General features: G+C 73.3%; 26 protein-coding genes and 1 pseudogene. 10 read left to right on the forward strand and 17 right to left on the reverse strand.

The features are described 5' to 3' along the window. The first annotated feature begins 1 nt into the window (after position 1). Positions 2 to 1,282, forward strand: coding sequence for an ATP-binding protein (locus ACFYYR_RS03135; RefSeq protein WP_388846269.1), 1,281 nt, complete (start codon positions 2 to 4; stop codon positions 1,280 to 1,282). Positions 1,283 to 1,451: 169 nt separating this feature from the next. On the opposite strand, the gene ACFYYR_RS03140 is transcribed toward ACFYYR_RS03135, so the two are convergent. From ACFYYR_RS03140 to ACFYYR_RS03165, 6 genes are all read right to left on the reverse strand, one after another. Then, complete coding sequence (locus ACFYYR_RS03140) at positions 1,452 to 2,492, reverse strand: glycoside hydrolase family 6 protein (RefSeq protein WP_388846271.1); 1,041 nt, start codon at positions 2,490 to 2,492, stop codon at positions 1,452 to 1,454. A gap of 264 nt (positions 2,493 to 2,756) precedes the next feature. Next, positions 2,757 to 3,443, reverse strand: coding sequence for a class F sortase (locus ACFYYR_RS03145; RefSeq protein WP_388846273.1), 687 nt, complete (start codon positions 3,441 to 3,443; stop codon positions 2,757 to 2,759). Between the two features lie 13 nt (positions 3,444 to 3,456). Next, entirely contained in the window at positions 3,457 to 4,251 is a 795-nt protein-coding gene (locus ACFYYR_RS03150; protein WP_388846275.1) for a hypothetical protein, read from the reverse strand. A 114-nt stretch (positions 4,252 to 4,365) separates the two neighbouring features. Beyond that, on the reverse strand, positions 4,366 to 5,169 hold the full coding sequence (locus ACFYYR_RS03155) for an HAD-IIA family hydrolase (protein ID WP_351511687.1): 804 nt from the start codon (positions 5,167 to 5,169) through the stop codon (positions 4,366 to 4,368). Positions 5,170 to 5,416: 247 nt separating this feature from the next. Continuing rightward, positions 5,417 to 6,319 carry a hypothetical protein gene (locus ACFYYR_RS03160; RefSeq protein WP_388846277.1) on the reverse strand — a complete coding sequence of 301 codons (903 nt, stop codon included), beginning with the start codon at positions 6,317 to 6,319 and terminating at the stop codon, positions 5,417 to 5,419. A gap of 145 nt (positions 6,320 to 6,464) precedes the next feature. Then, the gene (locus ACFYYR_RS03165; protein ID WP_388846279.1) at positions 6,465 to 7,646 is read right to left on the reverse strand and encodes an ROK family protein; all 1,182 of its coding nucleotides are present in this window, start codon (positions 7,644 to 7,646) and stop codon (positions 6,465 to 6,467) included. A 56-nt stretch (positions 7,647 to 7,702) separates the two neighbouring features. On the opposite strand from ACFYYR_RS03165, the gene ACFYYR_RS03170 reads away from it, so the two are divergent. Both ACFYYR_RS03170 and ACFYYR_RS03175 read left to right on the forward strand, forming a co-directional pair. Next, complete coding sequence (locus tag ACFYYR_RS03170) at positions 7,703 to 8,830, forward strand: Gfo/Idh/MocA family oxidoreductase (protein WP_388846281.1); 1,128 nt, start codon at positions 7,703 to 7,705, stop codon at positions 8,828 to 8,830. Next, positions 8,830 to 9,396 carry a heme-degrading domain-containing protein gene (locus ACFYYR_RS03175; RefSeq protein ID WP_388846283.1) on the forward strand — a complete coding sequence of 189 codons (567 nt, stop codon included), beginning with the start codon at positions 8,830 to 8,832 and terminating at the stop codon, positions 9,394 to 9,396. Before ACFYYR_RS03170 ends, ACFYYR_RS03175 begins: the two co-directional genes overlap by 1 nt. 41 nt (positions 9,397 to 9,437) lie before the next feature. On the opposite strand, the gene ACFYYR_RS03180 is transcribed toward ACFYYR_RS03175, so the two are convergent. Further along, the gene (locus tag ACFYYR_RS03180) at positions 9,438 to 10,949 is read right to left on the reverse strand and encodes a monooxygenase (protein ID WP_388846285.1); all 1,512 of its coding nucleotides are present in this window, start codon (positions 10,947 to 10,949) and stop codon (positions 9,438 to 9,440) included. Between the two features lie 64 nt (positions 10,950 to 11,013). Here ACFYYR_RS03180 and ACFYYR_RS03185 point away from each other — a divergent pair, with 64 nt between their 5' ends. Beyond that, complete coding sequence (locus ACFYYR_RS03185; protein ID WP_388846287.1) at positions 11,014 to 11,676, forward strand: TetR/AcrR family transcriptional regulator; 663 nt, start codon at positions 11,014 to 11,016, stop codon at positions 11,674 to 11,676. A gap of 390 nt (positions 11,677 to 12,066) precedes the next feature. On the opposite strand, the gene ACFYYR_RS03190 is transcribed toward ACFYYR_RS03185, so the two are convergent. Beyond that, positions 12,067 to 13,032 (reverse strand): helix-turn-helix domain-containing protein, encoded by a 966-nt coding sequence (locus tag ACFYYR_RS03190; protein WP_388846443.1) that lies wholly within the window; start codon positions 13,030 to 13,032, stop codon positions 12,067 to 12,069. 201 nt (positions 13,033 to 13,233) lie between these two features. Between ACFYYR_RS03190 and ACFYYR_RS03195 the strand changes: the two genes are divergently transcribed. Both ACFYYR_RS03195 and ACFYYR_RS03200 read left to right on the forward strand, forming a co-directional pair. Further along, positions 13,234 to 14,121 carry an oxidoreductase gene (locus ACFYYR_RS03195; protein ID WP_388846289.1) on the forward strand — a complete coding sequence of 296 codons (888 nt, stop codon included), beginning with the start codon at positions 13,234 to 13,236 and terminating at the stop codon, positions 14,119 to 14,121. Then, a complete protein-coding gene (locus tag ACFYYR_RS03200) occupies positions 14,118 to 14,270 on the forward strand; it encodes a hypothetical protein (protein ID WP_388846291.1) in 153 nt (50 codons plus the stop codon). The genes ACFYYR_RS03195 and ACFYYR_RS03200 overlap by 4 nt, the downstream gene beginning before the upstream one ends. Positions 14,271 to 14,275: 5 nt before the next feature. Here the strand turns inward: ACFYYR_RS03200 and ACFYYR_RS03205 are convergent. From ACFYYR_RS03205 to ACFYYR_RS03215, 3 genes and pseudogenes are all read right to left on the reverse strand, one after another. Continuing rightward, a pseudogene (locus ACFYYR_RS03205) lies at positions 14,276 to 14,585 on the reverse strand (IS5/IS1182 family transposase); the annotation flags it as partial. Positions 14,586 to 14,704: 119 nt separating this feature from the next. Next, the gene (locus ACFYYR_RS03210) at positions 14,705 to 14,911 is read right to left on the reverse strand and encodes a ferredoxin (RefSeq protein WP_388846293.1); all 207 of its coding nucleotides are present in this window, start codon (positions 14,909 to 14,911) and stop codon (positions 14,705 to 14,707) included. Between the two features lie 3 nt (positions 14,912 to 14,914). Beyond that, a complete protein-coding gene (locus ACFYYR_RS03215) occupies positions 14,915 to 16,120 on the reverse strand; it encodes a cytochrome P450 (RefSeq protein WP_388846295.1) in 1,206 nt (401 codons plus the stop codon). A gap of 95 nt (positions 16,121 to 16,215) precedes the next feature. Here ACFYYR_RS03215 and ACFYYR_RS03220 point away from each other — a divergent pair, with 95 nt between their 5' ends. Beyond that, positions 16,216 to 17,220 carry a TetR/AcrR family transcriptional regulator gene (locus ACFYYR_RS03220; RefSeq protein ID WP_388846297.1) on the forward strand — a complete coding sequence of 335 codons (1,005 nt, stop codon included), beginning with the start codon at positions 16,216 to 16,218 and terminating at the stop codon, positions 17,218 to 17,220. 158 nt (positions 17,221 to 17,378) lie between these two features. Here the strand turns inward: ACFYYR_RS03220 and ACFYYR_RS03225 are convergent, their stop codons facing one another. The 5 genes from ACFYYR_RS03225 to ACFYYR_RS03245 form a co-directional block, all read right to left on the reverse strand. Further along, positions 17,379 to 18,164, reverse strand: a complete 786-nt coding sequence (locus tag ACFYYR_RS03225; protein ID WP_388846299.1) for a YidC/Oxa1 family membrane protein insertase — start codon at positions 18,162 to 18,164, stop codon at positions 17,379 to 17,381. A gap of 128 nt (positions 18,165 to 18,292) precedes the next feature. Further along, positions 18,293 to 18,616 (reverse strand): DUF6412 domain-containing protein, encoded by a 324-nt coding sequence (locus ACFYYR_RS03230; protein WP_388846301.1) that lies wholly within the window; start codon positions 18,614 to 18,616, stop codon positions 18,293 to 18,295. A gap of 150 nt (positions 18,617 to 18,766) precedes the next feature. Beyond that, a complete protein-coding gene (locus tag ACFYYR_RS03235; protein ID WP_388846303.1) occupies positions 18,767 to 20,284 on the reverse strand; it encodes a sodium:solute symporter in 1,518 nt (505 codons plus the stop codon). Continuing rightward, the gene (locus tag ACFYYR_RS03240; protein WP_388846305.1) at positions 20,281 to 20,469 is read right to left on the reverse strand and encodes a DUF3311 domain-containing protein; all 189 of its coding nucleotides are present in this window, start codon (positions 20,467 to 20,469) and stop codon (positions 20,281 to 20,283) included. Before ACFYYR_RS03240 ends, ACFYYR_RS03235 begins: the two co-directional genes overlap by 4 nt. Positions 20,470 to 20,480: 11 nt before the next feature. Beyond that, positions 20,481 to 21,329, reverse strand: a complete 849-nt coding sequence (locus ACFYYR_RS03245; RefSeq protein ID WP_388846445.1) for a class E sortase — start codon at positions 21,327 to 21,329, stop codon at positions 20,481 to 20,483. 155 nt (positions 21,330 to 21,484) lie between these two features. Here ACFYYR_RS03245 and ACFYYR_RS03250 point away from each other — a divergent pair, with 155 nt between their 5' ends. The 3 genes from ACFYYR_RS03250 to ACFYYR_RS03260 all read left to right on the forward strand — a co-directional run bounded on the left by ACFYYR_RS03250 (position 21,485) and on the right by ACFYYR_RS03260 (position 23,973). Next, on the forward strand, positions 21,485 to 22,489 hold the full coding sequence (locus ACFYYR_RS03250) for an SEC-C metal-binding domain-containing protein (protein WP_388846307.1): 1,005 nt from the start codon (positions 21,485 to 21,487) through the stop codon (positions 22,487 to 22,489). Positions 22,490 to 22,910: 421 nt separating this feature from the next. Next, a complete protein-coding gene (locus ACFYYR_RS03255; RefSeq protein ID WP_388846309.1) occupies positions 22,911 to 23,387 on the forward strand; it encodes an OsmC family protein in 477 nt (158 codons plus the stop codon). Positions 23,388 to 23,493: 106 nt separating this feature from the next. After that, the gene (locus tag ACFYYR_RS03260; RefSeq protein WP_388846311.1) at positions 23,494 to 23,973 is read left to right on the forward strand and encodes a very short patch repair endonuclease; all 480 of its coding nucleotides are present in this window, start codon (positions 23,494 to 23,496) and stop codon (positions 23,971 to 23,973) included. On the opposite strand, the gene ACFYYR_RS03265 is transcribed toward ACFYYR_RS03260, so the two are convergent. After that, positions 23,905 to 25,167: a DNA cytosine methyltransferase gene (locus ACFYYR_RS03265; RefSeq protein ID WP_388846313.1), complete on the reverse strand. Its 1,263-nt coding sequence runs from the start codon at positions 25,165 to 25,167 to the stop codon at positions 23,905 to 23,907. The two genes, ACFYYR_RS03260 and ACFYYR_RS03265, sit on opposite strands and share 69 nt — an antisense overlap. Positions 25,168 to 25,215: the final 48 nt, after the last annotated feature.

The raw sequence follows: 25,215 nt of genomic DNA on the forward strand, positions 1-25,215 counted from the left end.
CGTGGGACTGCGCGGCAGAACCGCGGCGCTGGTCGCCGGTGCGGTGGTGCTGGTCGCCACCGTCATCGGCCTGCTGGTGCACCGGCAGACGGCCGGGGACCAACTGGCGGACGCCCGCCGGGTGGTGGACTCCCGGCTGCTCACCGCCGTCCGGGACCACGCCGACGGGGAGAGCGGCGCCGCCCTGACCGACCCGCCCGGGCTGCCGGACGAGCTGCGGCGGCTCGTCACCCGGGACCGGGTGCGCGCCACCTACCTCCAGGAGGGGGACGGCGAGCGGGATCCGGTGCTGTGGGCCGCCACCCGGACCGACGGCCAGGTGCTCGCGGTGCGGCACTCCTACGCCCCGCAGGCGCGCGCCCTGGCGGACCTGGACGGTGTCCTCATCGGATCGGGCGCGCTCGCCGCGGTGCTGGGCTGCGGGCTGGGGGTGGCCGTGGCGGCGGCGATGGGGCGGCGGATCGGCGCGTCCGCCCGGACGGCGCAGCGCATCGCGGACGGCGATCTGAGCGCGCGGGTCAGCCCGCGCGGCCGGGACGAGATCGCCCGGCTCGGGGCGGCCGTCAACACCATGGCCGACGCGCTGGCCGCCCGGCTGGAGGCCGAGCGGCGGGTGACCGCCGACATCGCCCACGAGCTGCGCACCCCGGTCGCGGGGCTGGTCACCGCGGCGGGGCTGCTGCCGCCGGACCGGTCCAGCGAACTCGTCCAGGACCGGGTGCACGCGCTGCGCTCCCTGGTCGAGGACGTGCTGGAGGTGGCCCGGCTGGATGTGCCGGGCGTCGAGCAGGTGCAGTGGGAACGGGCCACGGTGAGTTCGCTGGCGCGGCGCGCGGTCGCCGCGGTGGTGGACGGCGACCCGGCGGCCGGGGACCGCGTCCGGCTCCTCGTCGGCGCCGACGCCGACGTGGACACCGACCCCCGGCGCGTCGAACGCATCCTCGGAAACCTCGTCACCAACGCGCTGCGGCACGGGGCGCCACCGGTGGAGGTGGAGGTCGACGGCCCGGTGGTCCGGGTGACCGACCGCGGGACGGGCTTCCCCGGGGAGCTGCTGGCGCAGGGGCCGCAGCGGTTCCGCACCGGCGCCCGGGAGCGGGGCCGCGGTACGGGCCTGGGGCTGACCATCGTCGCAGGTCAGGCCCATGTGCTGGGCGTGGCGGTGACGTTCGCGAACCCGCCGGAGGGCGGCGCGCGGGCCACCGTGGACCTCTCCGCCCGGCAGCCGGCCCGGGACTGGGACAGCCCGGGGGCGGCGGGGGCGGGCGCCGGGGGCCGATAGCTCCCGGGTCCGGAGGGTCCGGAGGATCCAGGTCAGTGGTTCCGGAGCTGCGTGGCTCCGGTGCGGGCCTCACGCCCCGCCCCGGAGCCACGGCTCCACTCCGTGCCGCGCCGGTCCCACGCGGCGTTGCGGCACGGCGCGTCCCACGCGGCGTTGCCGCGCGCCGGTCCTACTCGGCGTTGCGCGCCAGGTCCAGGGCGTACTTCGGCCACCACTGGCCCGCGGGCGGGCCGCCCTTGCAGTCGCCGTCGGACTCGCCGGGCCGCTTGACCCAGAGGTAGGCGTCGACCAGGGCGTCGCCGGTCTTCGTCGTCGGGGGCTCGCCGAGCGAGCGGCCCTTCGGGTTGCACCAGGCCTCGGGGTCCTCCCGGCCGGGCGCCGGGCCGTTGCCGTTCCGGCTGGTGTCGATCACGAAGGGCTTGTTGCCGACCATGGCCGACAGCTTCTTGCCGTACTTCGTGTTCTCGGCGGTCGTCTGGTAGTTGGAGGTGTTGAGCGCGAAGCCGTCGGCCCGGTCGATGCCGGCCCGCTTCAGGGGTTCGACCATCCGGCCCGCGTCCTTGATCCAGTGCGGGTTGCCCGCGTCCAGGTAGACCTTGGTGCCGGGCAGGTCCCCGAGCTTCTGCACCGCCTCGTTGAGCAGGGCGAACCGCTCCTCGTGGAACTTCTTCGGGGTGCAGCCGTCCTCGACGTGCGGCAGGGCGTCCGGTTCCAGGACGACGGTCGCCTTGCGGTCGCCGATGCCCTTGGCCACCTTGCCGAGCCAGTCGCGGTAGGCGTTGCCGTCGGCCGCCCCGCCCTTGGAGTACTGGCCGCAGTCGCGGTGCGGGATGTTGTAGAGGACGAGCAGGGCGTCGCGGTCCGCCTTGGCCGCGGCCTCGGTGAAGCCGCGGGCCTGTCCCTCCGGGTCGTCGACGCCGACCCACTCCGCGACCGGCTGCCGGGAGATCTTCTCCAGCAGGTCGGCGTCCTTGCCGCGGCCGTTCTTGCGGAGGGCGGCGACCTCCTTGGCGGCCTTCCCGTCGGGATTCACCCAGTACGGGACCGTCGCCTTCGGCTGCTGCCGGGGGCGCGATCCCGCGTCGGACGTGCTGTCGTCGGACGGGGAGAAGCACCCCGACAGGGCGAGGAGCGCGCCCATCGTCGCGGTGCCCGCCATGAACCGGGCCGCCCGGGCCCGACGCCCCCGGCGGGTGTAACTGCCGTACATCCACTCCCCCTTGGTCTTGCTTTCCTGGGCCGTATGCCCAGGTCCCCTGGGATCAGACCGGTTCGCCCCATCGTGGCACACCGGTTCGAGGCACCACGACCGCGTCCGCGCATCGTCGATCAGCTGTTACAGCCCGGATCGGAGCGGTTCACGGCCCCGGCTCGGCTGTTCAACAGCCCGGCCCCGTCCGTTCACCGGCTGAGCCGTGAACGGACGGATCCGGGCTGTTCCGGGGCGCACGGGGTGCCCGCCCCGGGCCCGCTCTCAGAGCCTCGCCGCCGTGGTGGTCCCGCCGGACCGGGTTCCGGTCAGATACGCCGACACCACGACGTTTGCGGTGTAGGTGTGCCGCTTCCGGTCGTAGTCGCCCCCGCAGGTGATGAGGCGCAGCTCGGCGCGGTCGAGCTTGCGGGCGCCGTAGACCCGTTGGGCGTCGAAGCGGGCCTTGCTGAACGTCTCGACGGCCTCCACGGTGAACTCGGCGACGGACCGGTCCTCGCGCAGCACCCGCACCTTCTCTCCCGGCTTCACCCGGGCGAGCCGGTGGAAGACCGCGGGCTCGGTGTGGGTGTCGACGTGGCCGACGAGGACGGCCACGCCCGCGGCGCCGGGCTGGGCGCCGCCGTTGAACCAGCCGACGACGCCCGGACTGTCGAACGGCGGCGGATCGACTCCGCCGAACTCGTCCAGCCCGCGTTCGATGACCGGGGCCTTCACGCCCGCGGAGTCGATCGCGACCCGCAGCGGGCGCGCCGCGGTCAGCGGGATGCGGGACGCGGGCAACGGGGCGGCGGCGGGGTGTCCCACCGCTGCCACGTCACCGGCCGCGGGGCGTCCGACGGTGGGGCCGTCGGTGATCCGGACGCCCCACAGCCACAGCCCCGACAGGACGACGGCCCAGGTCGCACAGCTCACCAGACGGCCCAGCACTCGGTAGTGACGGTTGACCACGGTCGCCCGGCCCTCAGTCGCCGGCGGAGTGGACGCGACGGCGGTGCAGGGCGATGCCCGCGACGGCCAGGCCCGCGGCGCTCGCGAGTCCGGCACCGACGAGGATCTGCACGGCGCCGGGGCCGTCCTCGTCCTTGGACGCGAGTCCGGCGGTGCCGCCGCCCCCGGCCCGTACGGGCGCGCTCGGGGTCTCGCCCTCGCCCACGACGGTCAGTTCGGCCTCGCCGCCGCAGTCGCAGCGGACCTTGTACCGGCCTGGCGCGGTGGTGGACTTGACCTTCGCCGCGGCGTGGTGACCGCCGCCGCCCTCCTCGGCGGAGAGCTCGGCGTCCTCGACGAACACCTCGGAGCGGGCCATCACCTTGGTGCCGCGGCAGCCCTCGACCTTGACCTCGACCTCGGCTCCGGCCGCGACGACGGACGGGGTGAGCCGCAGCTGTTCGGCGCCGGCTTCGTGGCCGGTGCCGGTGTCCGCGTCACTGCCGGTGCCGGTGCCGGTGTCGCTGCCGGTGTCGCTGCCGGTGCCCATGTCACTGCCGGTGTCGGCGAGCGCGTCGGGGCCGGTTCCGGCCCCCTGGTCGCGCCCGGTATCGGTACCGGATTCCGCCGGTGGGTCGGCGAGCGGATCCTCCACACCGTCGGGGGACGACGGCGCGGAGGGCGCGTCACTGCTGTCGCGCTTGGCGAGCAGCGACGCGTCCGCGGAGGCGCTGGGCGCCCCGGGGTCGAGGTCGTCGGCGACGGCGGGCAGCGCGGTCGCCGAGCACAGGGCTGCCGCGGCGAGGACCACGGCCGCGCGATGGGTCACGCGGGACAGCCGCCGGGGCCGTCCGGAAGACCGTACAGATCGCATCGTGAACCTCCTCCTCACGTCAGCAGGTTCACGTGCGCCCGGCCGCTCCGCACCCGGAGCGTGACGCTGCTACTCCGTTCGGTGGTCAGGTGCGGCCACTCGGTCCACCAGGTCCGCGATGGAGTCGACCACGGTCGACGGGCGGAAGGGGAACCGGTCGACTTCCTCCGGCTTGGTCAGGCCGGTGAGCACCAGGAAGGTCTCCATCCCGGCCTCCAGACCCGCCAGCACGTCGGTGTCCATCCGGTCGCCGATCATGGCGCTGGTCTCGGAGTGCGCGCCGATCGCGTTCAGTCCGGCGCGCATCATCAGCGGGTTGGGCTTGCCGACGAAGTACGGTTCCCGGCCGGTCGCCTTGGTGATCAGTGCGGCGACCGAGCCGGTGGCGGGCAGGGCGCCCTCGGCGGACGGGCCGGTCTCGTCCGGGTTGGTGGCGATGAACCGGGCCCCCGCGTTGATCAGGCGGATCGCCTTGGTGAGCGCCTCGAAGCTGTAGGTGCGGGTCTCGCCCAGCACCACGTAGTCGGGCTCGGAGTCGGTGAGGACGTAGCCGATGTCGTGCAGCGCGGTGGTGAGCCCCGCCTCGCCGATGACGTACGCGGTGCCGTTCGGCCGCTGGTCATCCAGGAACTGGGCGGTGGCCAGGGCGGACGTCCAGATGTTCTCGACCGGTACGTGGAGCCCCATCCGGGACAGCCGGGCGTGCAGATCGCGCGGGGTGTAGATCGAGTTGTTGGTGAGCACGAGGAAGGGCCTGCCGGACTCGGACAGCCGCTTGACGAAGGCGTCGGCCCCCGGGATCGGAATCCCCTCGTGGATGAGGACCCCGTCCATGTCGGTGAGCCATGACTCGATCGGCTTGCGCTCTGCCATGCCGGACTCCTGCCGTGCTGCCGGTGCTGGGGCCTGCCGGCGGGCACCGCGCTGTGGCCGCCGACGCCCACAGCCTAGGCCAGGTGGCGGGTATCCCGGCCGGGCGGTCGTTCGCCGGTTCCGGAACGGGCGGACGGCCGCCCCCGGGGACCGGGAGGACGGGCTGATGGCCGGCCCCGGTCGTCGGAACGAGCGGACGGGCTCTAGGGCGCTCCCCCGGCGGGCCGGCCGCCCGGAAGCGCCGTGGTCAGCGGGACCGGCGGCGGGCCAGCGCCAGCAGGAGCGCGCCGCCGGCGAGGCAGACCCCGGCGCCGGCCGCGATCCAGCGCAGCGACGTCTGTCCGGTCCGGGCGAGCTCCTGGCCGGCCTCGGCGGCAGGCAGCGGCCGTTCCGGTTGTGCCTCGTTCCCCTTGGACTCCCGGCGGGGTTCCCGACCGGGCTCCGGGCGCTCGGGGAGGTCCGAGGCGCTGGGGCCGGGGGACGGCCGGTGCTGCTTCTCGTGGCTCTCCGGGCGGTCCGGCCGCAGGCCCGTCGTGCCGTCCGCGCCGCGGATGGAGAACTCGTAGTCGTTGGACTCGCCGACCCAGTCCCCGTCGTCAGCGCGGCGCTGCACGGTGGCGACGTTGACCCGGACCCGGTCCTCGCCGGTCTCCGCGGAGAACCGCATCCGCACCTGCACGGTCAGGGTCCGGCGCGCGGGCACGGCGAAGCCCCGGAAGCGGTCGCCGTCCTCGAACACCGCGATCTGCTCGTCCTGGTCGGTGGTCTCGAAGGTGACGGGCCGCCACTCCCGCTGCCCCGGGTCGTAGAACTCCAGGTCGATGCGGTCCCGGTCGAGCGAGCGCCGGTGGTCCACCAGCACCGCGACCGGGTGGACGTCCCGGCACGGCACCGTCGTGGTGTTCCGCAGGTCCAGGTTCCAGGTCTGCCAGTCGCCGCCCGCCGCGTAGCTGTCCGGGCCGCCGTGGATCCGGGTCTCGATGGGGAAGTCGGGGCTCTTGGGGTCCCCGCAGTACGGCTGCGGGCCCCGCCGGGATGCCTGGTCGTGCGGCGGCCGGTCCGCCTCCGCCGCGCCGGCGGGCCCGAGAAGTACCAGGACCGGGGCGAGGGCGGCCGTTGCGGCTCCGGCGAGGACTGTGCGCAGACGCATGGGGCACCTTCGAGGTTCGCGCGCGGCCGGCCGCGGGGCCGGCCGGTCGGGTTCGACCGGTACCGGCAGGACCCTGCCACCCGCGCCCGCCCGGTCGGCCGCACCACGGCGGGGGCGGCCGGGCCCGGCGGCGAATCCCCCTCGATCAGCCCACGATCTCCTGATCCGATGGGGTGGTGAGCGTTTCAGCAGGCCCCGGCCGCGCCGCCGCGTGGCCGAAGAGCGGGGCGAGAATCAGCTGCGCCGCCCCGTGCACGACGGTGTGTCCGCCGCCGGGCGCCACGGCGACCGGCACGGGACGGCCCGCGCGGCCGGCGGCTCCCTCGCGGGCGGCGCGTTCGGTGAGCACCGCGCCCACGCCGGTGAGGAACGCCTCGGGAGCGGCCACCACGGTGCGGCCGCCGAGCAGCACCCGGTCGATGTCGAGCAGCCCGACGAGGTTGGCCGCGCCGATGCCGAGGACCCGGGCCGCCGCCGGGGTGTCGCCGCGCGCCACGGCGGCCAGGCACAGCGCCTCGACGCAGCCGTGGTCGCCGCAGCCGCACGGCGGGCCGTCGAGCTGGATCACCTGATGGCCGAACTCCCCTGCGCCGGTGCGGCTTCCGCGGTGGAGCCCGCCGCCGAGCACCAGTCCGGCGCCGAGGCCGGTGCCGAGGTGGAGATAGGCGAACGAGGGCGCGGCGGAGGCCCCGTCGGGGTGCGGCGGGGCGGCGAGGGCGAGTCCCAGTGCGGCGGCGTTGGTGTCCTTGTCGAGGACGACGGGCAGCCCGAGGCGTTCGGCGAGGGCCGCCCGCAGCGGGTAGCCGTCCCACTGCGGAAATCCGGTGACCCGGCCCAGGACGCCCGTCCGGTGGTCCAGGGGCCCGGGGCCGGCGACGCCGACGCCGAGTACCGGTCCGACGCCGGCCCCTTGCAGCAGCGCCCGTACCTCCGCCGCCGCCCCGTCCACCACCGCGGCGGCGTCCGCGCCGAAGTCGAACGGCACGGTGCGGACGGCCAGCGGCTCACCGGTCAGGTCGGTGAGCACCGCCGTCAGCTCGTCGCGGTCCAGGTGCAGCCCCACCGCGCTGCGCGCCCCGCGGACCAGCCGCAGCACCGTGCGCGGCTTGCCGCCCGTCGACGCGCGCTGCCCCGCCTCGGCCGCCAGGCCCGCCTCCCGCAGCCGTGCCGTGATCTTGCTGACCGCCTGCGGGGTGAGCCCGGTGCTCTCGGCTAGCTCCAGCCGGCTGATGCCGGCCGCGCCCGCCGTGCGCAGCAGATCGAGCACGAGCGCGGCGTTGTGGCTGCGCAGCGCGGGAAGGTTGGCTCCGGAGTGTCCCCTGTTCACTCCCTCATTCTCGCTGCCGCTTGCTCTTTGGCAACAGCGTTGCTTAAGTGGGCGGCATGACTGGCAGCGACATGACCGGCCCGGGCACCCCCTTCCGCGTCGGCCTGATCGGTTACGGACTCGCGGGCTCGGCCTTCCACGCCCCGCTGATCGCCGCCACCGACGGTCTGACCCTGGACACCGTGGTCACCACGGATCCCGGGCGCCGCGCCGGGGTCGCGGCCGAGCACCCCGGGGTGCGCTTCGCGGCTTCGCCGGACGAGCTCCTGGCCCGTGCGGACGAGCTGGATCTGATCGTCATCGCCTCGCCCAACCGCACCCATGTGCCGCTCGCCGCCGCGGCCCTGCGCGCCGGGCTCCCGGTGGTCGTGGACAAGCCGCTGGCCGCCACCGCCGCCGAGGCGCGGGAGCTCGCGGCCCTCGCGGAGGAGCGCGGCCTGCTGCTCTCCGTCTTCCAGAACCGGCGCTGGGACAACGACTTCCTCACCCTCCGCGCGCTGATCGACGAGGGCGCGCTGGGCGACGTCCACCGCTTCGAGTCCCGCTTCGAACGGTGGCGGCCGCGGCCCAAGGGCGGCTGGCGGGAGTCCGGCGACCCCGCGGAGATCGGCGGGCTCCTCTACGACCTGGGGAGTCATGTCGTCGATCAGGCGCTGGTGCTGTTCGGCCCGGCCGTCCGCGTCTACGCCGAGTCCGACGTCCGCCGCACCGGCGCGGAGGCGGACGACGACACCTTCATCGCCGTCACCCATGCCTCCGGCGTCCGTTCCCATCTGTGGGTGAGCGCGTGCACCGCGCGGCTCGGCCCGCGGTTCCGGGCCCTCGGCAGCACCGTCGGCTACGTCAAGTACGGGCTCGACCCGCAGGAGGCCGCGCTGCGCGAGGGGCTGCGGCCGGGCAGCGCGCCCGGCTGGGGCGAGGAACCGGAAGCCCTGTGGGGCGTGCTGGGCGCCGGGGCGCCGGACGTCGCCGCGGGAGAGTCCCCGGCGACCGGCGGCGGCACCCCGGTCCGCACCCGGCCCGGCGACTACCCTGCCTACTACGCGGGCATCGCCGCCGCCCTGCGCGACGGCACCCCGCCGCCGGTCACGGCACACGAGGCCGCGGCCGCCCTGGACGTCCTGGAAGCAGCGCGCGTCTCGGCCCGCGAGGGCCGGACGGTCGGCATCGGAGCGGAGGCATGATGGGGGCAGAACGAGGCAGCCAGGTCGCTCCCGGCGGCACGGCGCGGGACAGCGGTTCCGCGGTGTCCCCGGCGGAGGAGGCCGCGGCGCTCATCCCGCATCTCGAGGCCCAGGAACGGCGCCTGGTACTGCGGAGCTTCACCCACGAGGACGCCTGGCACCTGGGGTCGATGCTGGTGGAGCTGGCCCGGCTGCGCGAGGCGCCGGTCGCCGTGGACATCCGCCGCGGGGCGCAGCAGGTCTTCCACGCCGCCCTGCCGCGCTCCTCCGCGGACAACGACGCCTGGATCGACCGCAAGCGCCGGGTCGTCGAGCGGTACGCCGAGAGTTCGTACCTGGTCGGGGCGCGGTTCCGGGCGAAGGGCACGACGTTCGAGGCGGCCTCCCGGCTGGACCCGGACCGCTATGCCGCACACGGCGGTTCGTTCCCCGTCCTCGTCCAGGACGCGGGCGTCATCGGCTCGGTGACGGTGTCCGGGCTGCCGCAGGCCGATGACCACGCACTGGTGGTCGAGGCGCTGGAACGCTTCCTCTCCGCGGGGCGCACGGAGTCCGCGACGCACTGATCCCGCACGCCGCGCCCTGGCCGGCATGACCCGCCCCGCCGTCAGGACGGCTTTCCGGCCCAGGCGGTGAGCGCCTCGGCCCGCTCGCCCCGGCGCTCGCCGACGGCGGTGCGGCGCGTGGCCCAGGCGATGTGGCCGTCGGGCCGTACGAGGATCTCCGTCACCCCCACGAGCTCGGGGTGGTCGTCGCGTCCGGTGACGGTGACGGGGGTGACGCGCGAGCCCCACCCGGGCCCGGGGGACGCGCCGGACTCCGGGTCGCCCGCGAGGTCGAGGTGGACGAACCGGCCCGCGGGCAGCAGGTCGTAGACCCGTGTCGCGTCCGACCCGGCGGCGGTCAGCCCGATGTCGGGCATCCGGCGCCCCACCAGCGGGTCGGCCCCGGGCGTCGTGGCGGGATAGACGGTGCCGAGGCCGGAGACCCGGGCGGCGATCCGGCGGTTGACCTCGGCCACGCCCAGGAGTTCGTCGAAGAGCGCCCGCAGGGCGAGCGCGGGGCGCCGGTACTGTTCGACGAGCGTCAGCTCCGCGAGCAGCGCCTGGACCTCGGTGTTCTCGGTGACCGCCCGGCCGACCGGGTTGCGCTCCGCGTCGTAGCTGTCCAGCAGCCCGGGCGGCGCCCATCCGGCCACGGCGGCGGCCAGCTTCCAGCCGAGGTTCATGGCGTCCTGGAGGCCGGTGTTGAGCCCCTGGCCACCGGCGGGGAAGTGGATGTGCGCGGCGTCGCCCGCGAGCAGGATGCGGCCGGAGCGGTACCGCTCGGCGAGCCGGGTGGCGTTGCCGAAGCGGGACAGCCAACGGGGCCCGGCGACACCGCAGTCGGAGCCGCAGAGCCGGATCAGCGACGCCCGGAACTCCTCCAGGGTGACGGGCTCCCGGGCCGGCACCCGCATCCGTTCCGGGTCGAGGTAGATCAGCCGGGTCAGCCCGTCCTCCAGCGGTGCGACCAGTACGCCGCGGGACCGGAGGGCGTCGAGGGCCGCCGGGTCCGGGTCGAGCACCGCGAAGTCGCCGAGCACCCCGGTGAGGGTCTCGTCGGTGCCGGGGAAGCCGATTCCGGCGGCCTCCCGCACCGCGCTGCGGGCTCCGTCGCACCCGACGAGGTACCGGGCCCGGAGGGTCTCGGTGCCGCGGGGCCCGCGCACCTCCGCCTCGGCCCCGCCGTCGTCCTGGCGTACGGCCACCACCTCGTGACCGCGCAGGATCTCCACGCCCAGTTCGGCCGCCCGCTCCGCCAGCAGCGCCTCGGTGCGCGCCTGGGCGAGGAACAGCGTGTAGCCGTGCCGGGAGTCCAGCGCGGAGAAGTCCAGGTGGGTGGGGAGTGCGGAGAAGTGCCAGCCGGGCACGGTGCGGCCGAGCGGGAGGAACCGGTCGAGCAGGCCGCGCTGGTCCAGCAGCTCCACGCTGCGCGCATGCAGGGTCAACGCCCGCGAGTTCCGGTGCGGTTCGGCCCGGCGTTCCAGGACGCGGGTGCGCACCCCGGCCAGGGCCAGCTCGCTGGCGAGCATCAGCCCGGTCGGTCCCGCCCCCGTGACGATCACGTCGACGTCCATCGAAGTCACCTTCCCCCATCAGTGAACAGTGTTCACGTGAACGATGTTCACTATACTGACGCCCATGAGCTCCCCGTCAATCCCCGCCCGCGGCCGGCCGTCCCGCCTGGACCGGGCACGGACCGTGCAGACGGCCCTCGACCTGCTGAACCAGTCGGGCCTCGACGCCCTGACCATGCGGCGGCTCGCCGACGCGATGGGCGTTCAGGCCGGTGCGCTGTACCGCTACTTCGCCACCAAGCAGGACCTCCTGACGGCAATGGCCGAGCGCATGATGGACGGCGCCACGGACGCGGCCACGGCGGCGGACGACGACGACTGGGCCGGGCAACTGACCGCCCTGGCCCGCGCGATGCGCACGGCCCTGCTCTCCCACCGCGACGGCGCCCGGGTGTTCGCCGGGACGCACTCCAACGGGGAGAACACCCTCGGCTTCGCCGACGCGCTCGTGGGCGTGCTGCGGGACGCGGGCTTCCCTGACGACGACGCGGCGCTGGCCCTGTACACGGTGGCCAACTACACCGTGGGCCACACCCTGGAGGAACAGGCCGCCCGCCAACCGGGGAACGGCGGGCCGGCGGATCCCGGAGTCCTGCGGGACGCGGTGACGGCCGGCGCGTATCCCCACCTCAGCGCCACCCTCCCCACACTCACCGGCCAGGACTTCACCCGGCTCTTCGAGTTCGGGCTCGGGCTGCTCGTGACGGGGCTGCGGGCGCGGCACTGAGGGCGGGGCAGTGGGAGCGGGACACTGAGGGCAGGCCGGCCCGAGTCCCGTGCAGGGGCCGGGCAGCGGCCGAGGCCCGGATCCGGGCGGGCACCACGGGATCCGGGCGAACGACCCACCGGGGGGGTGGTGGTCCATGACGTGACCGTGGCGAAGGACACGGACGACGGAACAGCCCCTCAGGCGGCCCCCGACTCCCGTCGTGCCACCACGACGAGAGCCTTGCGCCGGAACATCCGTCCCGGTTCGCATGGGACCAGCATCACGGCCCGACGGTGGGAAGTCGTTCGCACTCCGTCCACACATCACTGCGCAATGCGTGCACCCGCAACCCCGGTGCGGGGCCCGGACGGAGGCGGCCGGACGGAGGAGGCCCGACGCACCCGCCCGTCACCCCTCCGCCGTGCGTACGCCCCACGACCGTCCCCCGGCGCCCTCGGCATCGGCATCGGCATCGGCATCGGTGACGGCATCGGTGACGGTGGCGGCGGCGGTGGCAGCAGGGCCCCCGGTGGCCGCCCAGCCCGCGAGGAACCGCAGGGCCTCCGCGGAGCGGGACCCCGGCTCGGCGGTGTAGACGATCATCGTCTGGTCGGCGTCGTCCCCCACCGTCAGCGTCTGGAACTCCAGCTCCAGAGGGCCCGCCAGCGGGTGCCGGAACGCCTTCCGGCCGAACGCCCTGGTCCGCACCCGCTGGTCGGCCCACCAGCGGCGGAAGTCCGGGTCCTTGACGGACAGTTCGCCGACGAGGGCGGCCAGCAGCGGATCACCGGCGTAGCGGGCGGCGTCCATCCGCAGATAGGCCACGCACTCGCGGGCCGCCGTGGGCCAGTCCGCGTACAGCGCGCGGAACTCGGGGCGCAGGAAGGCCAGCCGTACGAGGTTGCGTTCGGCGTCCGGGAGCGCTCCGAAGTCGCCGAGCAGGGCCGCCGCGAGGGGGTTCCAGGCGAGGACGTCGAGCCGCCGCCCGAGCACGATCGCGGGCATCTCCCGGAGCCCGTCCAGGAGTTGCCGGGTCTGCGGGCGGACGTGCGGGCCGTTGGTCCGGGCCGCTGCCGCCCGCCGGGCGGGACCGGCGATCCGCAGCAGATAGGCCCGTTCGTCGTCGGCCAGCCGCAGGGCGGTGGCGAGCGACTCCAGGACGGCCGGGGAGACGTTCGTCATCCGGCCCTGCTCCACCCGCACCAGGTAGTCCACGCTGACGTTCGCCAGCTGCGCCAGCTCCTCGCGGCGCAGGCCGGGGACGCGCCGGACCCGGCCGTCGTCGGGGAGCCCCACGTCGGCGGGGCGGACGCGCGACCGGCAGGCGCGCAGGAATCCGGCGAGCGGGGCACTGGTCTCGGGGCGGGCATCCATGGCCATGCGCCCCATTGTGGGCCGGTGGACGGCCCGTTGCCTGGTACTGCCGGACCCAGGGAGGGCGGTACCCGGGGACGTCCGGTCCCCGGACGGTCCGTCCCTGGTGGCGCCTGCCGCCGCCCCCGCAGGGTGGCGGAGACGGCAGGGGGCGTTTCCCCTGCTCCACCGCCCCGGCAGGGGCTCTCACCGAGGAGCACCATGACCATCTGGTTCATCACCGGCGCCTCCCGCGGCTTCGGGCTGGAGATCGCCCGGCAGGCGCTCGCGCAGGGCGACCGCGTCGTGGCCACCGCCCGTGATCCGCGCGCCGTGGACGCGGCGCTGCCCGGGAATTCGGGCCGGCTGCTCACCCTCCCCCTGGACGTCACCGACACCGGCCGGGCGGCCGAGGCCGTCGCCACCGCGGTCGACCGGTTCGGCGGGATCGACGTCCTGGTCAACAACGCCGGGCGGGGCCTGCTCGGCGCCGTCGAGGAGACCAGCGACGCGGAGGCCCGCGCGATCTTCGACATCAACGTCTTCGGGCTGCTGGCCGTGACCCGCGCGGTGCTGCCCGTCATGCGGCGCCGGGGCAGCGGACGGATCATCAACCTCAGCTCCGTGGGCGGCTTCGTGAGCTGGGCCGGCTCCGGTCTGTACTGCGCGACGAAGTTCGCCGTGGAAGCCCTGACGGAGAGCCTGCGGATCGAGGCGGCGCCGTTCGGGGTACAGGTCACGGCCGTCGAACCGGGCCCGTTCCGCACGGACTTCCTCGACCCCAGCTCGCTGCACCGCACGGCGGCGGTCATCGACGCCTACGCGGCGAGCTCCGGCGCGCTGCGCACCTGGGCGGACGACACCAACCACGGCCAGGCGGGCGACCCGGTCAAGGGCGCGGCCGCCGTCCTCCTGCTCGCCGCCACCGCCGAACCGCCGACCCGGCTCCCCCTCGGCTCCGCCACGGTGACCGACATCGAGGACAAGCTCGCGCGGGTCGCCCGGGAGGTCGATGCCTGGCGGGAGGTGGCCAGGAGCACCGACTACCCGGCGGGCGACTCGGCGGGCGAGCGCAGCGGACCGACGGGCGAGCTGCCGTGCGCGGTGTGACGGCGGACCGGTCCGCCGGGCCGGCCCGCGACAGCGCGTGGAAGGCGTTCCCCGACAACGCGTGGGACGCGTTCCCGGGCGGCACGTGGGGCGCGCTCCTCGACAGCGCGTGGGGCGGGTTCGCCGACAGCGCGTGGGGCGCTTACTGATCGTTTCAAAATGAGGTTTGCAGGCGGCGCAGGCAGATGAGGCTGCAGGCCAGTTCGAGCAGGCCGTTGTGGAGTTCGGCACGTCGTTCATACCGTATGCGCAGCCGTTTACTGGTGCAGCCAGTGGGACTCGACCACCCAGCACTCGTTGTTCGGACTGGAACTGTGGCCGCCGCCGAGTGGGGCGATCACCGGCGTGATGCCGCGCTTCCGCAGCAGACGACGTCACTTGTCGAAGTTGTAGCTCCGTTGGGTGTACAGGCGCCGAGGTTTGCCGCGGGGTCGTCTACGAAGTGCCCTCATCAGTGGGACCGAAGCCGAGGTGGACGTCAAGGAGTCGCGCGGCGGCCGGCCGGGGCAGCGATGGCCGGGCGCCGCGAGACGGTGAGTGACATGGGAGAAAGCCTTCTCCGGCTAAGGAATCGAAAGCTCCGCTAGGGCCGGCGATCGGTCGGCAGGGCGATCGCCGCGGCAGGGCAGAGGTCGACGGCCTCACGTACCGCGCCCTGTGTTTCGGTGGGCGGCTCGGGGCGCAGGACGATTGCCTTGCCGTCGTCCTGACGCTGGTCGAACACCGTGCCGGCCGTCAAGACGCACATTCCGGAGCCGACGCAGCGCTGGGCGTCCACGGTGATCCTCATGGGTCACGCATCCCAGGTGACCGGGAGGCGCTTCACTCCGAAGACGTCCGCGGTTTCGGGGCGCAGGTCGACCTCCTCGGCCGGTACGTCCAAGCGCAGGGTGGGGAAGCGTTTGACCAGCGCGGGGAAGGCGACCTGCATCTCGACTCGCGCCAATTGCTGGCCCAGGCACTGGTGGATACCGTGACCGAAGCCGAGGTGTCCGGTGGCCTGCCGTCGGATGTCGAGGGTGTCGGGGTCGGTGAAGCGCTGCGGGTCGCGGTTGGCGGTGTGGAACGACAGGATGACTGTGGTGCCTGCCTTGATGGTCCGGCCGCCCAACTCGACGTCCTCCAACGCCGTTCTCATGAAGGTCTTGGCGACGCTCAGATAGCGCATCAGTTCCTCGACGGCCTTGTCGGCGATCGCCGGATCGGCGTGCAGCGCGGCGAACTGCTCGGGATGGCTCAGCAGGGCGAAGGTGCCCAGTGCCAGCATGTTGGTGGTGGTGTCGATCCCGGCTGCCAGCAGAAGAAGGCCAACCCCCATCAGTTCCTCATCGGTCAGGTCGCTGCCGGTGAGATCGCTGAGGATGTCATCAGTGGGACGGGCGCGCTTGGCGGCCACCAGCTGTGCGAGGTATTCCTGGATCGCGGTGTAGGCGTCCATCTGGTCCTCTGCGCTCGTATCCCCGCCGAAGATCGTCGCGGCCTGCTCCTGGAAGGAGCCACGATCCCGATACGGCACTCCCAGCAGCTCGCAGATCATGATCGCGGGGATGGGCTTGGCGAACGCGGTCACCAAGTCCGTCGGCGGCCCGGCGCTTTCCATGGCGTCCAAGTGGTCGGCGGTGACCTGCCCGACGCGCTCGGTGAGCGATCGCATCCGCCGGACGGTGAACTTGCCTGCCAGCAGCTTCCGGTAGCGGCCGTGCTGTGGCTCGTCCATGAGGACGAACTCGCCGGGCGCCGCCGGAGGCATCCTGATGTCGCCGATGTCCATGTACGGGTGGAGCATGAGCTCCTTGCGGGAGCTGAACCGTGAGTCGGCCAGGACCGACCGGACCAGGCCGTAGCCGGTGATCAGCCAGCCCTGGCGTCCGCCGGGGAAGGGGTATCGGCTGATGGGACCGTGCCGGCGGGCCTGGATCAGCTCCTTGGGCGGGTCAAAGGGGCAGCCGGACTGACGCGCCGTCGGCAGCACGCTGACGGTGTGTACGGGTTCTGTCATGTTCGCCGTGATCGGATCCGCCATAATCTCCCCCACTGGGTACCTTGTACGCGGTCGTGGCGGTCAAGCTAAGGTACTGGGTACCAGGTACGCAAGTGGGTGATGAAACGGTGACCGGCGCCGAGTACGTGAACATCTGGATGCGGCCCGAGCGCCAGGGCCACGGGCCGAAGCCGGCCTACAGCCGCGCCCGGATCACCGAGGCGGCGGTCCGGATCGCCGACGCCGAGGGACTGGAAGCCGCCACCATGCGGCGGATCGCCGCCGAGATCGGCGCGGGCGCGATGTCGCTCTACCGGTACGTACCGAGCCGCGACGACCTCATCGAGCTCATGGCCGACCAACTGATGGGCGAGATCGACGTCACGGGCATGCCCTCCGGCGACTGGCGCACGGACCTGACGCGCTACGCCGACGGGGTGCGGGCGATGTGGCTGCGGCACCCGTGGATTGCCACCGTGCACCGGTCACTCCCCAGCTACGGCCCCAACCAGCTGCTCTTGATCGAACGCGTGATGGGAGCCCTTGATACGCACGTCTCCATCGACGAGAACCTCGGTCTCATGGCGATCCTGAACGGCTATGTCGAGGGCACCGTCCGCGACGAGGTCAGCTGGGCCGAGGAGGTCCGCCGCAGCGGGCTCAGCGAGTCGCAGTGGCTGACGCGCAGCGCCCCGCGCGTCCACCAGCTGCTGAAGAGCGGGGAGTATCCGATCTTCGCCAAGATCGCGACACAGGCGCACCAGCCCCACCTGAACCGCGACGACCACTTCCGGCACGGGCTGGAGCGCGTCCTCGACTGCATCGCGGCAGCCCTCCCGTCAACGGCTGAGCCTCCGTCGGAGGCCATCGCGGGCAACCGGCTCCCGGCCACCATGCCCGACCTGTCCAGCGCCATGCGTGATGAAACGCTCGCCGTGGCGGGCTGGGAGACTCCCGCATGTGACGAAACGCCGGATGATCTCAGCCCAACCCCAGGGTGCACTGTGTGCGGCGACGTCGTCCCCCAAAACGTCACCGGACGGCCCCGCGCATACTGCTCACGGGCATGCCAACAGCGCGCCTACCGCACGCGGAGAAGGGCTGGATCTTCAGGGTGATCACCGAGGACTGGGCCCTGTGACACGACGCAGCTCCCTCACAAACTGATCGCTTCAGCATGAGTTCGGTGTGGCGGCTGGGAGTTGGAGACGGGTGGGGCAGGTTCTGTCGCAGGCGCTCAGTCCGTCGGGCGCTTTCCTGGGAGGACGGCCGACCCCTACCCGACGACGGCGGCGGTGGCCGCTCCCGCGTCCGTCCGGTCCCGGTACAGCCAGGCCCGTTCGGCGGCGCTCCAGGCCGTGGTGGTGGCCAGGTAGAGCCCGGCGGCCAGCGGTACGACGGCGGCGGTGATGAGGGTGCCGAACGACAGCAGCGGCATGACCTTGGCCACCCCCGCCATCCCGGGCAGCGCCTCCGGTTCCGCGGAGGCCTTCCGGGACGCCCCGGCGCTACGGTTCGCGGCCGTGGCTGCCGCCGCCGCGGCCGCGGCCTTCCGGCCCCGGGTGTAGTTCCAGCCGGCCACCGCGGCGATCACGGCGAACAGCCCCAGGTAGACCAGCCCGTGCGGCCCGGCCACGCCCCCGTCGGCCAGCGCGTCGGACCACCGGCCGCCGAGCGGCGCACCGAGCAGGGTGTGGTCGAGCAGTCCGCTGCCGCGGCTGGTGAACAGGTGGTACATCACGACGAACACGGGCAGTTGGAGCAGCGTCGGCAGGCAGCCGGCCACCGGCGAGGTGCCGGTCTCGGCCTGCAGTTCGGCCACTGCGGCGCGCAGCTTCTCGGGGTCCTTCCCGTGCTTCTTCTTCAGCTCGGCGATGCGCGGCGCGAGCGCGGAGCGGGCCTTCTCGCCGCGCGCCGCGGCCCGGGCGAGCGGGTGCAGCGCGAGCCGTACGCACAGGGTGAACAGGACGATGGCGGCGGCCGTCGCCGAGCTGCCGAAGAACGGGTCGAGCGCGTCGGCGACATGGGAGAGAAGCGCACCGAGGGATGCGAAGACGGACATGGTTGAGCCCTCCACGGGGTCTCGTCGTGCCGGGATGAGGATTCGGCGTGACGAGCCGCGCGGGCCCTGCGGTCCAGGGTTCAGCGAGCCCGAAGGGGGCTGTTGCGGGTCCCGGGTCCGGGGAGCACCTACGCGGCCGTCAGGAGGGGACGGCCGGGTGCTCGCGGCCGGGGGCGGCCGGAGGCGTCGGGATCTCGCTGGGGAAGGAAGGCGGTACGGCGTTCGCGGTCCCTGATCGCCGTACGGATCCGGGTCCGTGGCACGGGCGGTGCCGACCGGGCCGCCCAGAGCATGCAGGCCAGCAGCGCGGCGCTGACGGCCGCGGTGGCCGCGAGGGTGACGGCGCCGCCGAGTCCGCTCTCGGCGAGCAGGATCTCGGTCAGCAGGAAGAGGAGCGCGTTGAGGTGCATACGCACCGATCCGAGTGGACGGATCACACGGCCCCCCTTCATCCCTCTCGCGTCCGCACCGGCTCTTGCCGGTATGTGACGCCGGTGTCCTTCACCGCGATGCTAACCGGACGCCGAGCCGGAGCGGTAGGAGATCCGTGCCACGCCGGCCGCGGGTCCTGGGCACCGGCACGGGCAACCTCCCCCGCACCGTCAGCCCGACGCCGCCACCACCCGGTCGCCGTCGCCGCTGCCCAGGTCCTCGCGGTCGCTGGCCAGCACCTCGGAGTCGGGCCGCTCGTCCGTCCCCCGCGGGCCGAGGAACGTCACCAGGAGCGCCACCCCCAGGTTCACCGCGAGGGCGACGATCCCGGCGTTCACGCCCCACACGGGGTCGTGCCCGGTGAAGACCAGCGCGCACACCACGGCGACGCCGACGGCGAGCCCGCTCACCGCCCCGGCGAGGGTCAGCCGCCGCCACACCAGCCCGAGCAGCAGCATGGGGACGAGCTGCGCCATGCCCTCGTACGAGATCAGCGACAGCCGCACCAGGGTGTTGGGCGCGACATACGTCATCACCAGGGCCAGCGCGCCCGCGATCACCACGACCGTCTGCGAGGCGGCCTTCTCCCGCCGCCCGCGGACCGACGGCATCAGCGACAGCACGCTCCGGCCCCACATCGTGCCGATGACCAGCATGAACACCGCCATCGGCACGATCGACGACAGCGCCGCCGCCACCCCGACGAGGCCGACCGCCCAGGCCGGGAGGGCGTCGACGATCAGCTTGAACAGGGCCAGGTTGGAGTCGGCCCCGGCCAGGCCCGGCACCACGAACGCCGCCGCCAGCCCGAGCAGCATCGGGACGAACAGCAGCACGTTGTAGGAGGGGAGCCAGATGGCGTTGCGCCGCAGCGCGTCGGCGTTCCGGGCGCCCAGGTAGCCGGCCACGGTCGTCGGGAAGATCACCACAGTGAGGGCGTTGAGCAGCGAGGTGGTGATGAACCACCCCTCCCCCAGCCCGCCGGAGTCGTGCCCGGGCAGCGTCAGCCAGGCGCGCTTCTCCTCGACCACCCGGTGCAGCAGCTCCCCGTAGCCGTCGAAGTAGTGCAGCGGCACGTAGACCGCGAGGAACCCGAGGGTCGCGATGACCAGCACGTCCTTCAGCACCGACACCCAGGCGCTGCCGCGCAGCCCGCTCACCACGACGAAGCCGGTGGCCACCGCGAAGGCCAGGAAGTACGCCCAGTTCAGCGAGACGGCCCCGTAGGAGATCGTCGAGACGACGACGCCCATGCCGGTGATCTGCAGCTGGATGTAGGGCAGCAGGAAGACGGTGGCGAGCACGGCGACGGCGGCGCCGAGCCACCGGCTGCCGAACCGGTGCGCCACGATGTCCGTGATGCCCACCAGCCCGTGCTTCCGGGCGTACGTCCAGAGCATCGGCCCCACGACGTAGCCGAGGGCGTAGCCGCAGGACATGTACGCGATGACGTACAGGACGGGCGCGCCGAAGTTGTACCCCCAGCCCGCGGCGCCGAGGTAGCTGAAGCTGGTGTAGCCCTCGCCGGCCATCAGCACCCAGATGAAGACCGGCCCCAGGCTGCGCCCGCCCACGGACCACTCGGCGAGCCCGCCGCCGCTGCCCCGGCCGCGGACGGCGAGCAGGCCGAGGGCGACGGTGAGGACCATGAAGGCGGCGAAGACGGAGGTGGCGACGGCGGCGTTCACCGGCGGTCCCCCCGCCAGGCGAGCCACACGGCGACGGGCGTCGCGACGGTCGCGGCGAACAGCCACACCATCAGGAACGGCACCCCGAACACCAGGGGCTCCACCCGGTTCGCCCAGGGCAGGACCCCGAGGTAGAGCACGAACGGCACCAGCAGCCACAGCAGATGAGGACGTCGTCGGAACACGACGCCCGACCTTACTCGGCGCCCCGCACCCGGACGCTCGCCAGCCGCCCCCAGACGACGAGCCGGTAGCGCGAGGTGTACTCGGGGGTGCAGGTGGTGAGGGTGAGGTAGTACCCCGGCTCGCGGTATCCCCGGCCCGGGTGGACGGAGCTGCGGGGCACGGCGCCGAGTACGGCGGAGTCGCGGGCGGAGGTCTGCGGCAGCGTCTTCTCGATCACGTAGGCGTACCGGGCCTCGGCGGTCTCGACGGTGACCCGGTCGCCCGCCCGCAGCCGGTCGAGCCGGCGGAACGGCTCCCCGTGGGTGTTCCGGTGCCCGGCGAGCGCGAAGTTCCCGGCCTCCCCGGGCCGGGCGGTGCGCGGATAGTGCCCGACGTACCCCCGGTCCAGCACCCCGGCCTTGCCGGTGCCCTCCGCGACGGGCACGGTCACGCCGATCCGGGGGATCCGCAGCACGGCGTACGCCTGGTCCCAGCGGGGCGCCCGTGGCCGTCCCGCTGTCGGGCTGCCCGGCGTCCCCCGGCCCGCTGCCGCCCGGCCTGGCGCCTGGGGCTCCTCCCGGCCGGTCTTCTCCGGGCCGGAGGCCGCCCCGGGCCCGGTGCCGGCGGCGTCCGCACCGGCCCCGTCGGCCGCCGGGCCACGGGCCCACTCCCGCTCCAGCGCCCGTACCTGCCGCTCGGCGCCCTCCCGGGCCTGCCGGTTGGTCCACCACAGCTGGTGGGCGACGAGCAGCAGCACCAGCACCCCCAGCGTCACCGCCGCCTCGGCCGCACCCCACAGGCCCCGCGCGAGAAGGAGCCGCGCCCCTCCCCGCCGCTGTCCCCGGACCACGACCGGCACCCGACCGCGCACCCCGACCACCTCCCGGCCGCCGCAGACCGCCGCCGCGGACCGCCGCCCACGCACGGACAAGGGCCGCACGATAGGGCCTTCCCCGCCAACCCACCAGGGGCGACGGCGCAGGAACGGCCCCCGCCGGAGGGGTCGCTGTCGGCGGACGGCAGTACGGTGGGCCCATGCCCTCCGACACCCCCGCCCAGCACGCGTCCGAAGCCGAGCGCCTGGAGCGCATCGCGGTGCAGCACCCCGAGGACAACGAACAGGTGCTCCTGCGCGCCGCCGCCCACCGCGAGCTGGCCGGCGACCGTCCCGGAGCCACCGCCCTCTACGACCGGCTCCTCTCCGACGAGCCCCGGAACCCGCCCCTGATCAAGGCCCTCAAGGCGGCGAACCTCTGGGAGTACGGGCACGAGGCCGAGGCCCGCGCCATCATCGACGGCATCCGCGCCGCCGCCCCGCGGGACTCCGCGCCCTGGGAGATCATCGCCGAGGCCCTGGAGACGCACGACGACCTCCAGGCCGCCCACGACTGCTTCACCACGGGCGCCACTCTGCTGATCGACGGCAGCGAAGTCCCGTACGAGGCACGCCTCCTGCTGGTCGGCCGCCACCGCGTCCGCCGCATGCTGGGCACGCCCCACGACGAGTGGGACACCCTCGCCGACACCCTGCACGCGGGGGACATCTCCCTCGACGAGCTCCACAACCCCAAGCGCCTCTGGGCCCTCGGCTCGGACGACCCGACCGAACTCCGCGCCGAAATCGCCCGCCTCCGCGCCGAGCTGGGCGAGCGCCGCGCGGCCCTCTCCCGCCCGTTCCCGGTGGCCGTGCTGCACTGGCCGGCCTCGGAACTGGCCGAACTCCTCGCGGCCTACCCCTCCATCGCCGCCGAGTACCCCTCCCACGCCGAGCACGTGGCCGGCGTGGAGTCCGCCCTCCGCGAGCTGGCCTCGACCGGCGCGGAGAACTTCGGCATCGTCACCGGCACCGTCCCCTCCTTCGAGGCCTTCGCCGCCGCCGAACAGACCTCCCCCGACGACCCGTCGCTCCTCCCGGAATACACCACCTCGATGGCCGCCCGCGGCCGCGCCACCCCCTGGCCCCCGGCCCGGAACGCCCCGTGCTGGTGCGGGTCGGGGCTGCCGTACGGGGGGTGCCACGGGGGGTCGTCCGGGGGGTGAGGGCGCCGTCCCCCGTCCCGGGCGTGACGGCGCCGTCCCGGGAGTGACGGCCTCTTCCGGGGCGTGACGGCCTCTTCCGGGGCGTGAGGGCCCGGGGCCGACGTGAGTGCCCTGGAGCCGCGCGAGTTGCCCGGGGCCCACATGCGTGCCCGGGCCCTCGCGCCTGCCTGGGGCCACTCGCGCCTGCCCGGGGCCCTCGTGAGCACCCGGGACCCTCATGGCGCGTTCCAGCCCCGGGGTGAGGGGGTGAGCACCCCGGACCGGGCGCGAACCTCCGCCCCACCCCGCCCGCAGCCCGACAGTGACGACGACCGGCTGCCTCCCGACCGGATCTAGGCCCGGCCGGGATGTCGCCCGGCCAGGAGGCCTCCCGGCCCGGCCGGCGGCCGCCCAGCCCGTCCCGACCGAAAGGCAACCCACCATGCCGAGGACCCACCACTACGACGTCACCATCACCTGGACGGGCAACCGCGGCACCGGCACGAGCGGCTACCGCGCCTTCGACCGGGACCACGAGATCACCGCCCCCGGCCTCCCGCCCATCCCGGGCAGCTCGGACCCCGCGTTCCGCGGCGACCCGTCCCGCTGGAACCCGGAACAGGGCCTCACCGCGTCCCTCTCCCAGTGCCACATGCTGTGGTACCTGCACCTCTGCGCGGTGGCGGGCGTCGTCGTCACCGACTACAAGGACGAGGCCCACGGCACGATGGCCGAAACCCCGGACGGCGGCGGCCACTTCACCGAGGTCGTCCTCCGCCCCCGCGTCACGGTCGCCTCCCCGGAGATGATCGCGAAGGCCACCGACCTCCACGCAGCAGCGAACGAGAAGTGCTTCATCGCCCGCTCAGTGAACTTCCCGGTGAGGCACGAGCCGGTGGTGGGGGTGGCGGGGGGCTGACACGGGGGCACGTGCCGAAGGCCCCGTCAACGCCGCTGACGGGGCTGGCACAGGCCATCCCTGCGCTGCTGGGCCCGGCCGTGCCCCAGTGGCTAGTCTGGAACTGATGCCGACCGAGGACCCGAGCCAGATGCAACCAGCCGCGTGGCAGCCACCCGAAGGATCATGGGCGTCCTCGGCTGCCAGACGCCGCAATATGCAGGCCATCCGCAGCCGTGACACCAAACCTGAGCGGCTGATCCGGCAACTTGTACACGCTCAGGGTCTGCGCTACCGGGTCAGCGCCAAGCCCTTGCGCGACCTTCGCAGGACGGCAGATATAGTCTTCCGCCCCGCGAAAGTCGCGGTCTTCATTGACGGGTGCTACTGGCATGGCTGCCCCGAGCACTATGTGTCACCGAAGACAAATCCCGGCTACTGGTCAGACAAAGTAGCCCGCAATGTCACCCGTGACCGGGACACAGATCATCGGCTGACCGAGGCGGGATGGCTCGTACTCCGCTTCTGGGAGCATGAGTCACCTGATGAGTGCGCCTTCACGATCAGCAGCGTCGTCCGCGAACGCCGGAGCCAGCTCAGTCTCTGAGATCTCACTGACAGAATCCTGCTGCGATACAGCGGCCCCGCGGTCCTCTGCCCTGCGCGCGGCCATGAGCACCTGCGCAATCGATTCGCCCACTGCCTTGGCGACGGGCGGGGGAAACGCATTTCCGACCTGGCGATACCGGGCCGTCTTCCCGCCTTCAAACTTCCAGCCTCGCGGGAATCCCTGAATAATCGCCGCCTGCTCAACTGTGAGCATCGGCCCGTCTGGGCGGAGGAAGTCCCGCTCCGGAACGCATGCTTCGGGGTCGTTGGCTACGCCCATCGGGTCGACGCCCAGCGCCCGCCAGGCCGCCTTCGCGCGGCTGGGGCCCAGGTCCGCCCCTCCATGCTTCTTGGAGCCGCCTACGAGCGTGGGCGCCACGCTGTCGGCCTTCGTCACGTCGCCCAGCCACTTGTCGTACGCGGCCTGAGCACGCTTGGCGAGCTCCGGATGATCACGCTTCAGTGACTCCAGACGCTCTTGCATGGAGATTCCGAGAGCCTTGGCGACCGTGACCTGCTCGGCACTTACGCCCGTAGGCCACTCATACTTCACACCCTCAAGAGCCGCGAGTTCCAGGATGTCTTTCCTGATCGCTACCAAGAGAGCCCGGGGCCTGAGCTGCGGAACGCCGAAATCACATGCCTCCAGCAGATCCCACTCGCAAACCTGGTAGGCATGCCCACCGGGATAGCGACCATCATCCTCAAGGCTGCTCGAGATACGCCCGCGATACTCATCGAACTTGGAGTCAAGAATCCCGCGAACATTCTCAATCATGACGGCTCTTGGCTGAAGCTGCTGAACGATGCCAAGCATCCGCGGAAAGAGGTCGCGGTCATCGTCCTCGCCCAGCTGCTTGCCGGCATGAGAAAACGGCGGGCACGGGACTCCGCCAGCCAAGAGGTCGAGTTCCCTCGGTTCAAGAACTCCGCCATCGCAATCTGAATCGCCCCGGCGCAGAGCAGTCATGGTGCGCAGCGCATCGAACTCATCTACCAGGTCTTCTTCCAGAACCTCACAGCCGCCCCATTCCTCCACGCCTTGGACATTGGCGCGCAGGGTACGGCAGGCGAACTTATCGATCTCGACAAGCGCCAAATGCTTGAACATGGCCTGGTGCAGTCCGACCGCCTGGCCGCCAGCTCCCGCGCAGATCTCGATCGAGGTCAGCGAACGCTCGCTGGAGCTCATGGGTCTCTCCTGTAACGAAGTACTCGGCCCCGCCCGTCGAGGCCTCGA

Origin of the sequence: Streptomyces sp. NPDC001922, from assembly GCF_042891165.1 — a bacterium.
Taxonomy (GTDB): Bacteria; Actinomycetota; Actinomycetes; order Streptomycetales; family Streptomycetaceae; genus Streptomyces.

Excerpts from the sequence above, each read along its gene's own strand:
- ACFYYR_RS03175 (WP_388846283.1), top strand. The coding sequence starts at position 8,830 with ATGGGGGCAGAACGAGGCAGCCAGGTCGCTCCCGGCGGCACGGCGCGG.
- ACFYYR_RS03195 (WP_388846289.1), top strand. The coding sequence starts at position 13,234 with ATGACCATCTGGTTCATCACCGGCGCCTCCCGCGGCTTCGGGCTGGAG.
- ACFYYR_RS03155 (WP_351511687.1), bottom strand. The coding sequence starts at position 5,169 with ATGGCAGAGCGCAAGCCGATCGAGTCATGGCTCACCGACATGGACGGG.
- ACFYYR_RS03185 (WP_388846287.1), top strand. The coding sequence starts at position 11,014 with ATGAGCTCCCCGTCAATCCCCGCCCGCGGCCGGCCGTCCCGCCTGGAC.
- ACFYYR_RS03225 (WP_388846299.1), bottom strand. The coding sequence starts at position 18,164 with ATGTCCGTCTTCGCATCCCTCGGTGCGCTTCTCTCCCATGTCGCCGAC.
- ACFYYR_RS03170 (WP_388846281.1), top strand. The coding sequence starts at position 7,703 with ATGACTGGCAGCGACATGACCGGCCCGGGCACCCCCTTCCGCGTCGGC.
- ACFYYR_RS03255 (WP_388846309.1), top strand. The coding sequence starts at position 22,911 with ATGCCGAGGACCCACCACTACGACGTCACCATCACCTGGACGGGCAAC.
- ACFYYR_RS03210 (WP_388846293.1), bottom strand. The coding sequence starts at position 14,911 with ATGAGGATCACCGTGGACGCCCAGCGCTGCGTCGGCTCCGGAATGTGC.
- ACFYYR_RS03230 (WP_388846301.1), bottom strand. The coding sequence starts at position 18,616 with ATGAAGGGGGGCCGTGTGATCCGTCCACTCGGATCGGTGCGTATGCAC.
- ACFYYR_RS03260 (WP_388846311.1), top strand. The coding sequence starts at position 23,494 with ATGCCGACCGAGGACCCGAGCCAGATGCAACCAGCCGCGTGGCAGCCA.
- ACFYYR_RS03190 (WP_388846443.1), bottom strand. The coding sequence starts at position 13,032 with ATGGATGCCCGCCCCGAGACCAGTGCCCCGCTCGCCGGATTCCTGCGC.
- ACFYYR_RS03180 (WP_388846285.1), bottom strand. The coding sequence starts at position 10,949 with ATGGACGTCGACGTGATCGTCACGGGGGCGGGACCGACCGGGCTGATG.
- ACFYYR_RS03140 (WP_388846271.1), bottom strand. The coding sequence starts at position 2,492 with ATGTACGGCAGTTACACCCGCCGGGGGCGTCGGGCCCGGGCGGCCCGG.
- ACFYYR_RS03265 (WP_388846313.1), bottom strand. The coding sequence starts at position 25,167 with ATGAGCTCCAGCGAGCGTTCGCTGACCTCGATCGAGATCTGCGCGGGA.
- ACFYYR_RS03160 (WP_388846277.1), bottom strand. The coding sequence starts at position 6,319 with ATGCGTCTGCGCACAGTCCTCGCCGGAGCCGCAACGGCCGCCCTCGCC.
- ACFYYR_RS03215 (WP_388846295.1), bottom strand. The coding sequence starts at position 16,120 with ATGACAGAACCCGTACACACCGTCAGCGTGCTGCCGACGGCGCGTCAG.
- ACFYYR_RS03250 (WP_388846307.1), top strand. The coding sequence starts at position 21,485 with ATGCCCTCCGACACCCCCGCCCAGCACGCGTCCGAAGCCGAGCGCCTG.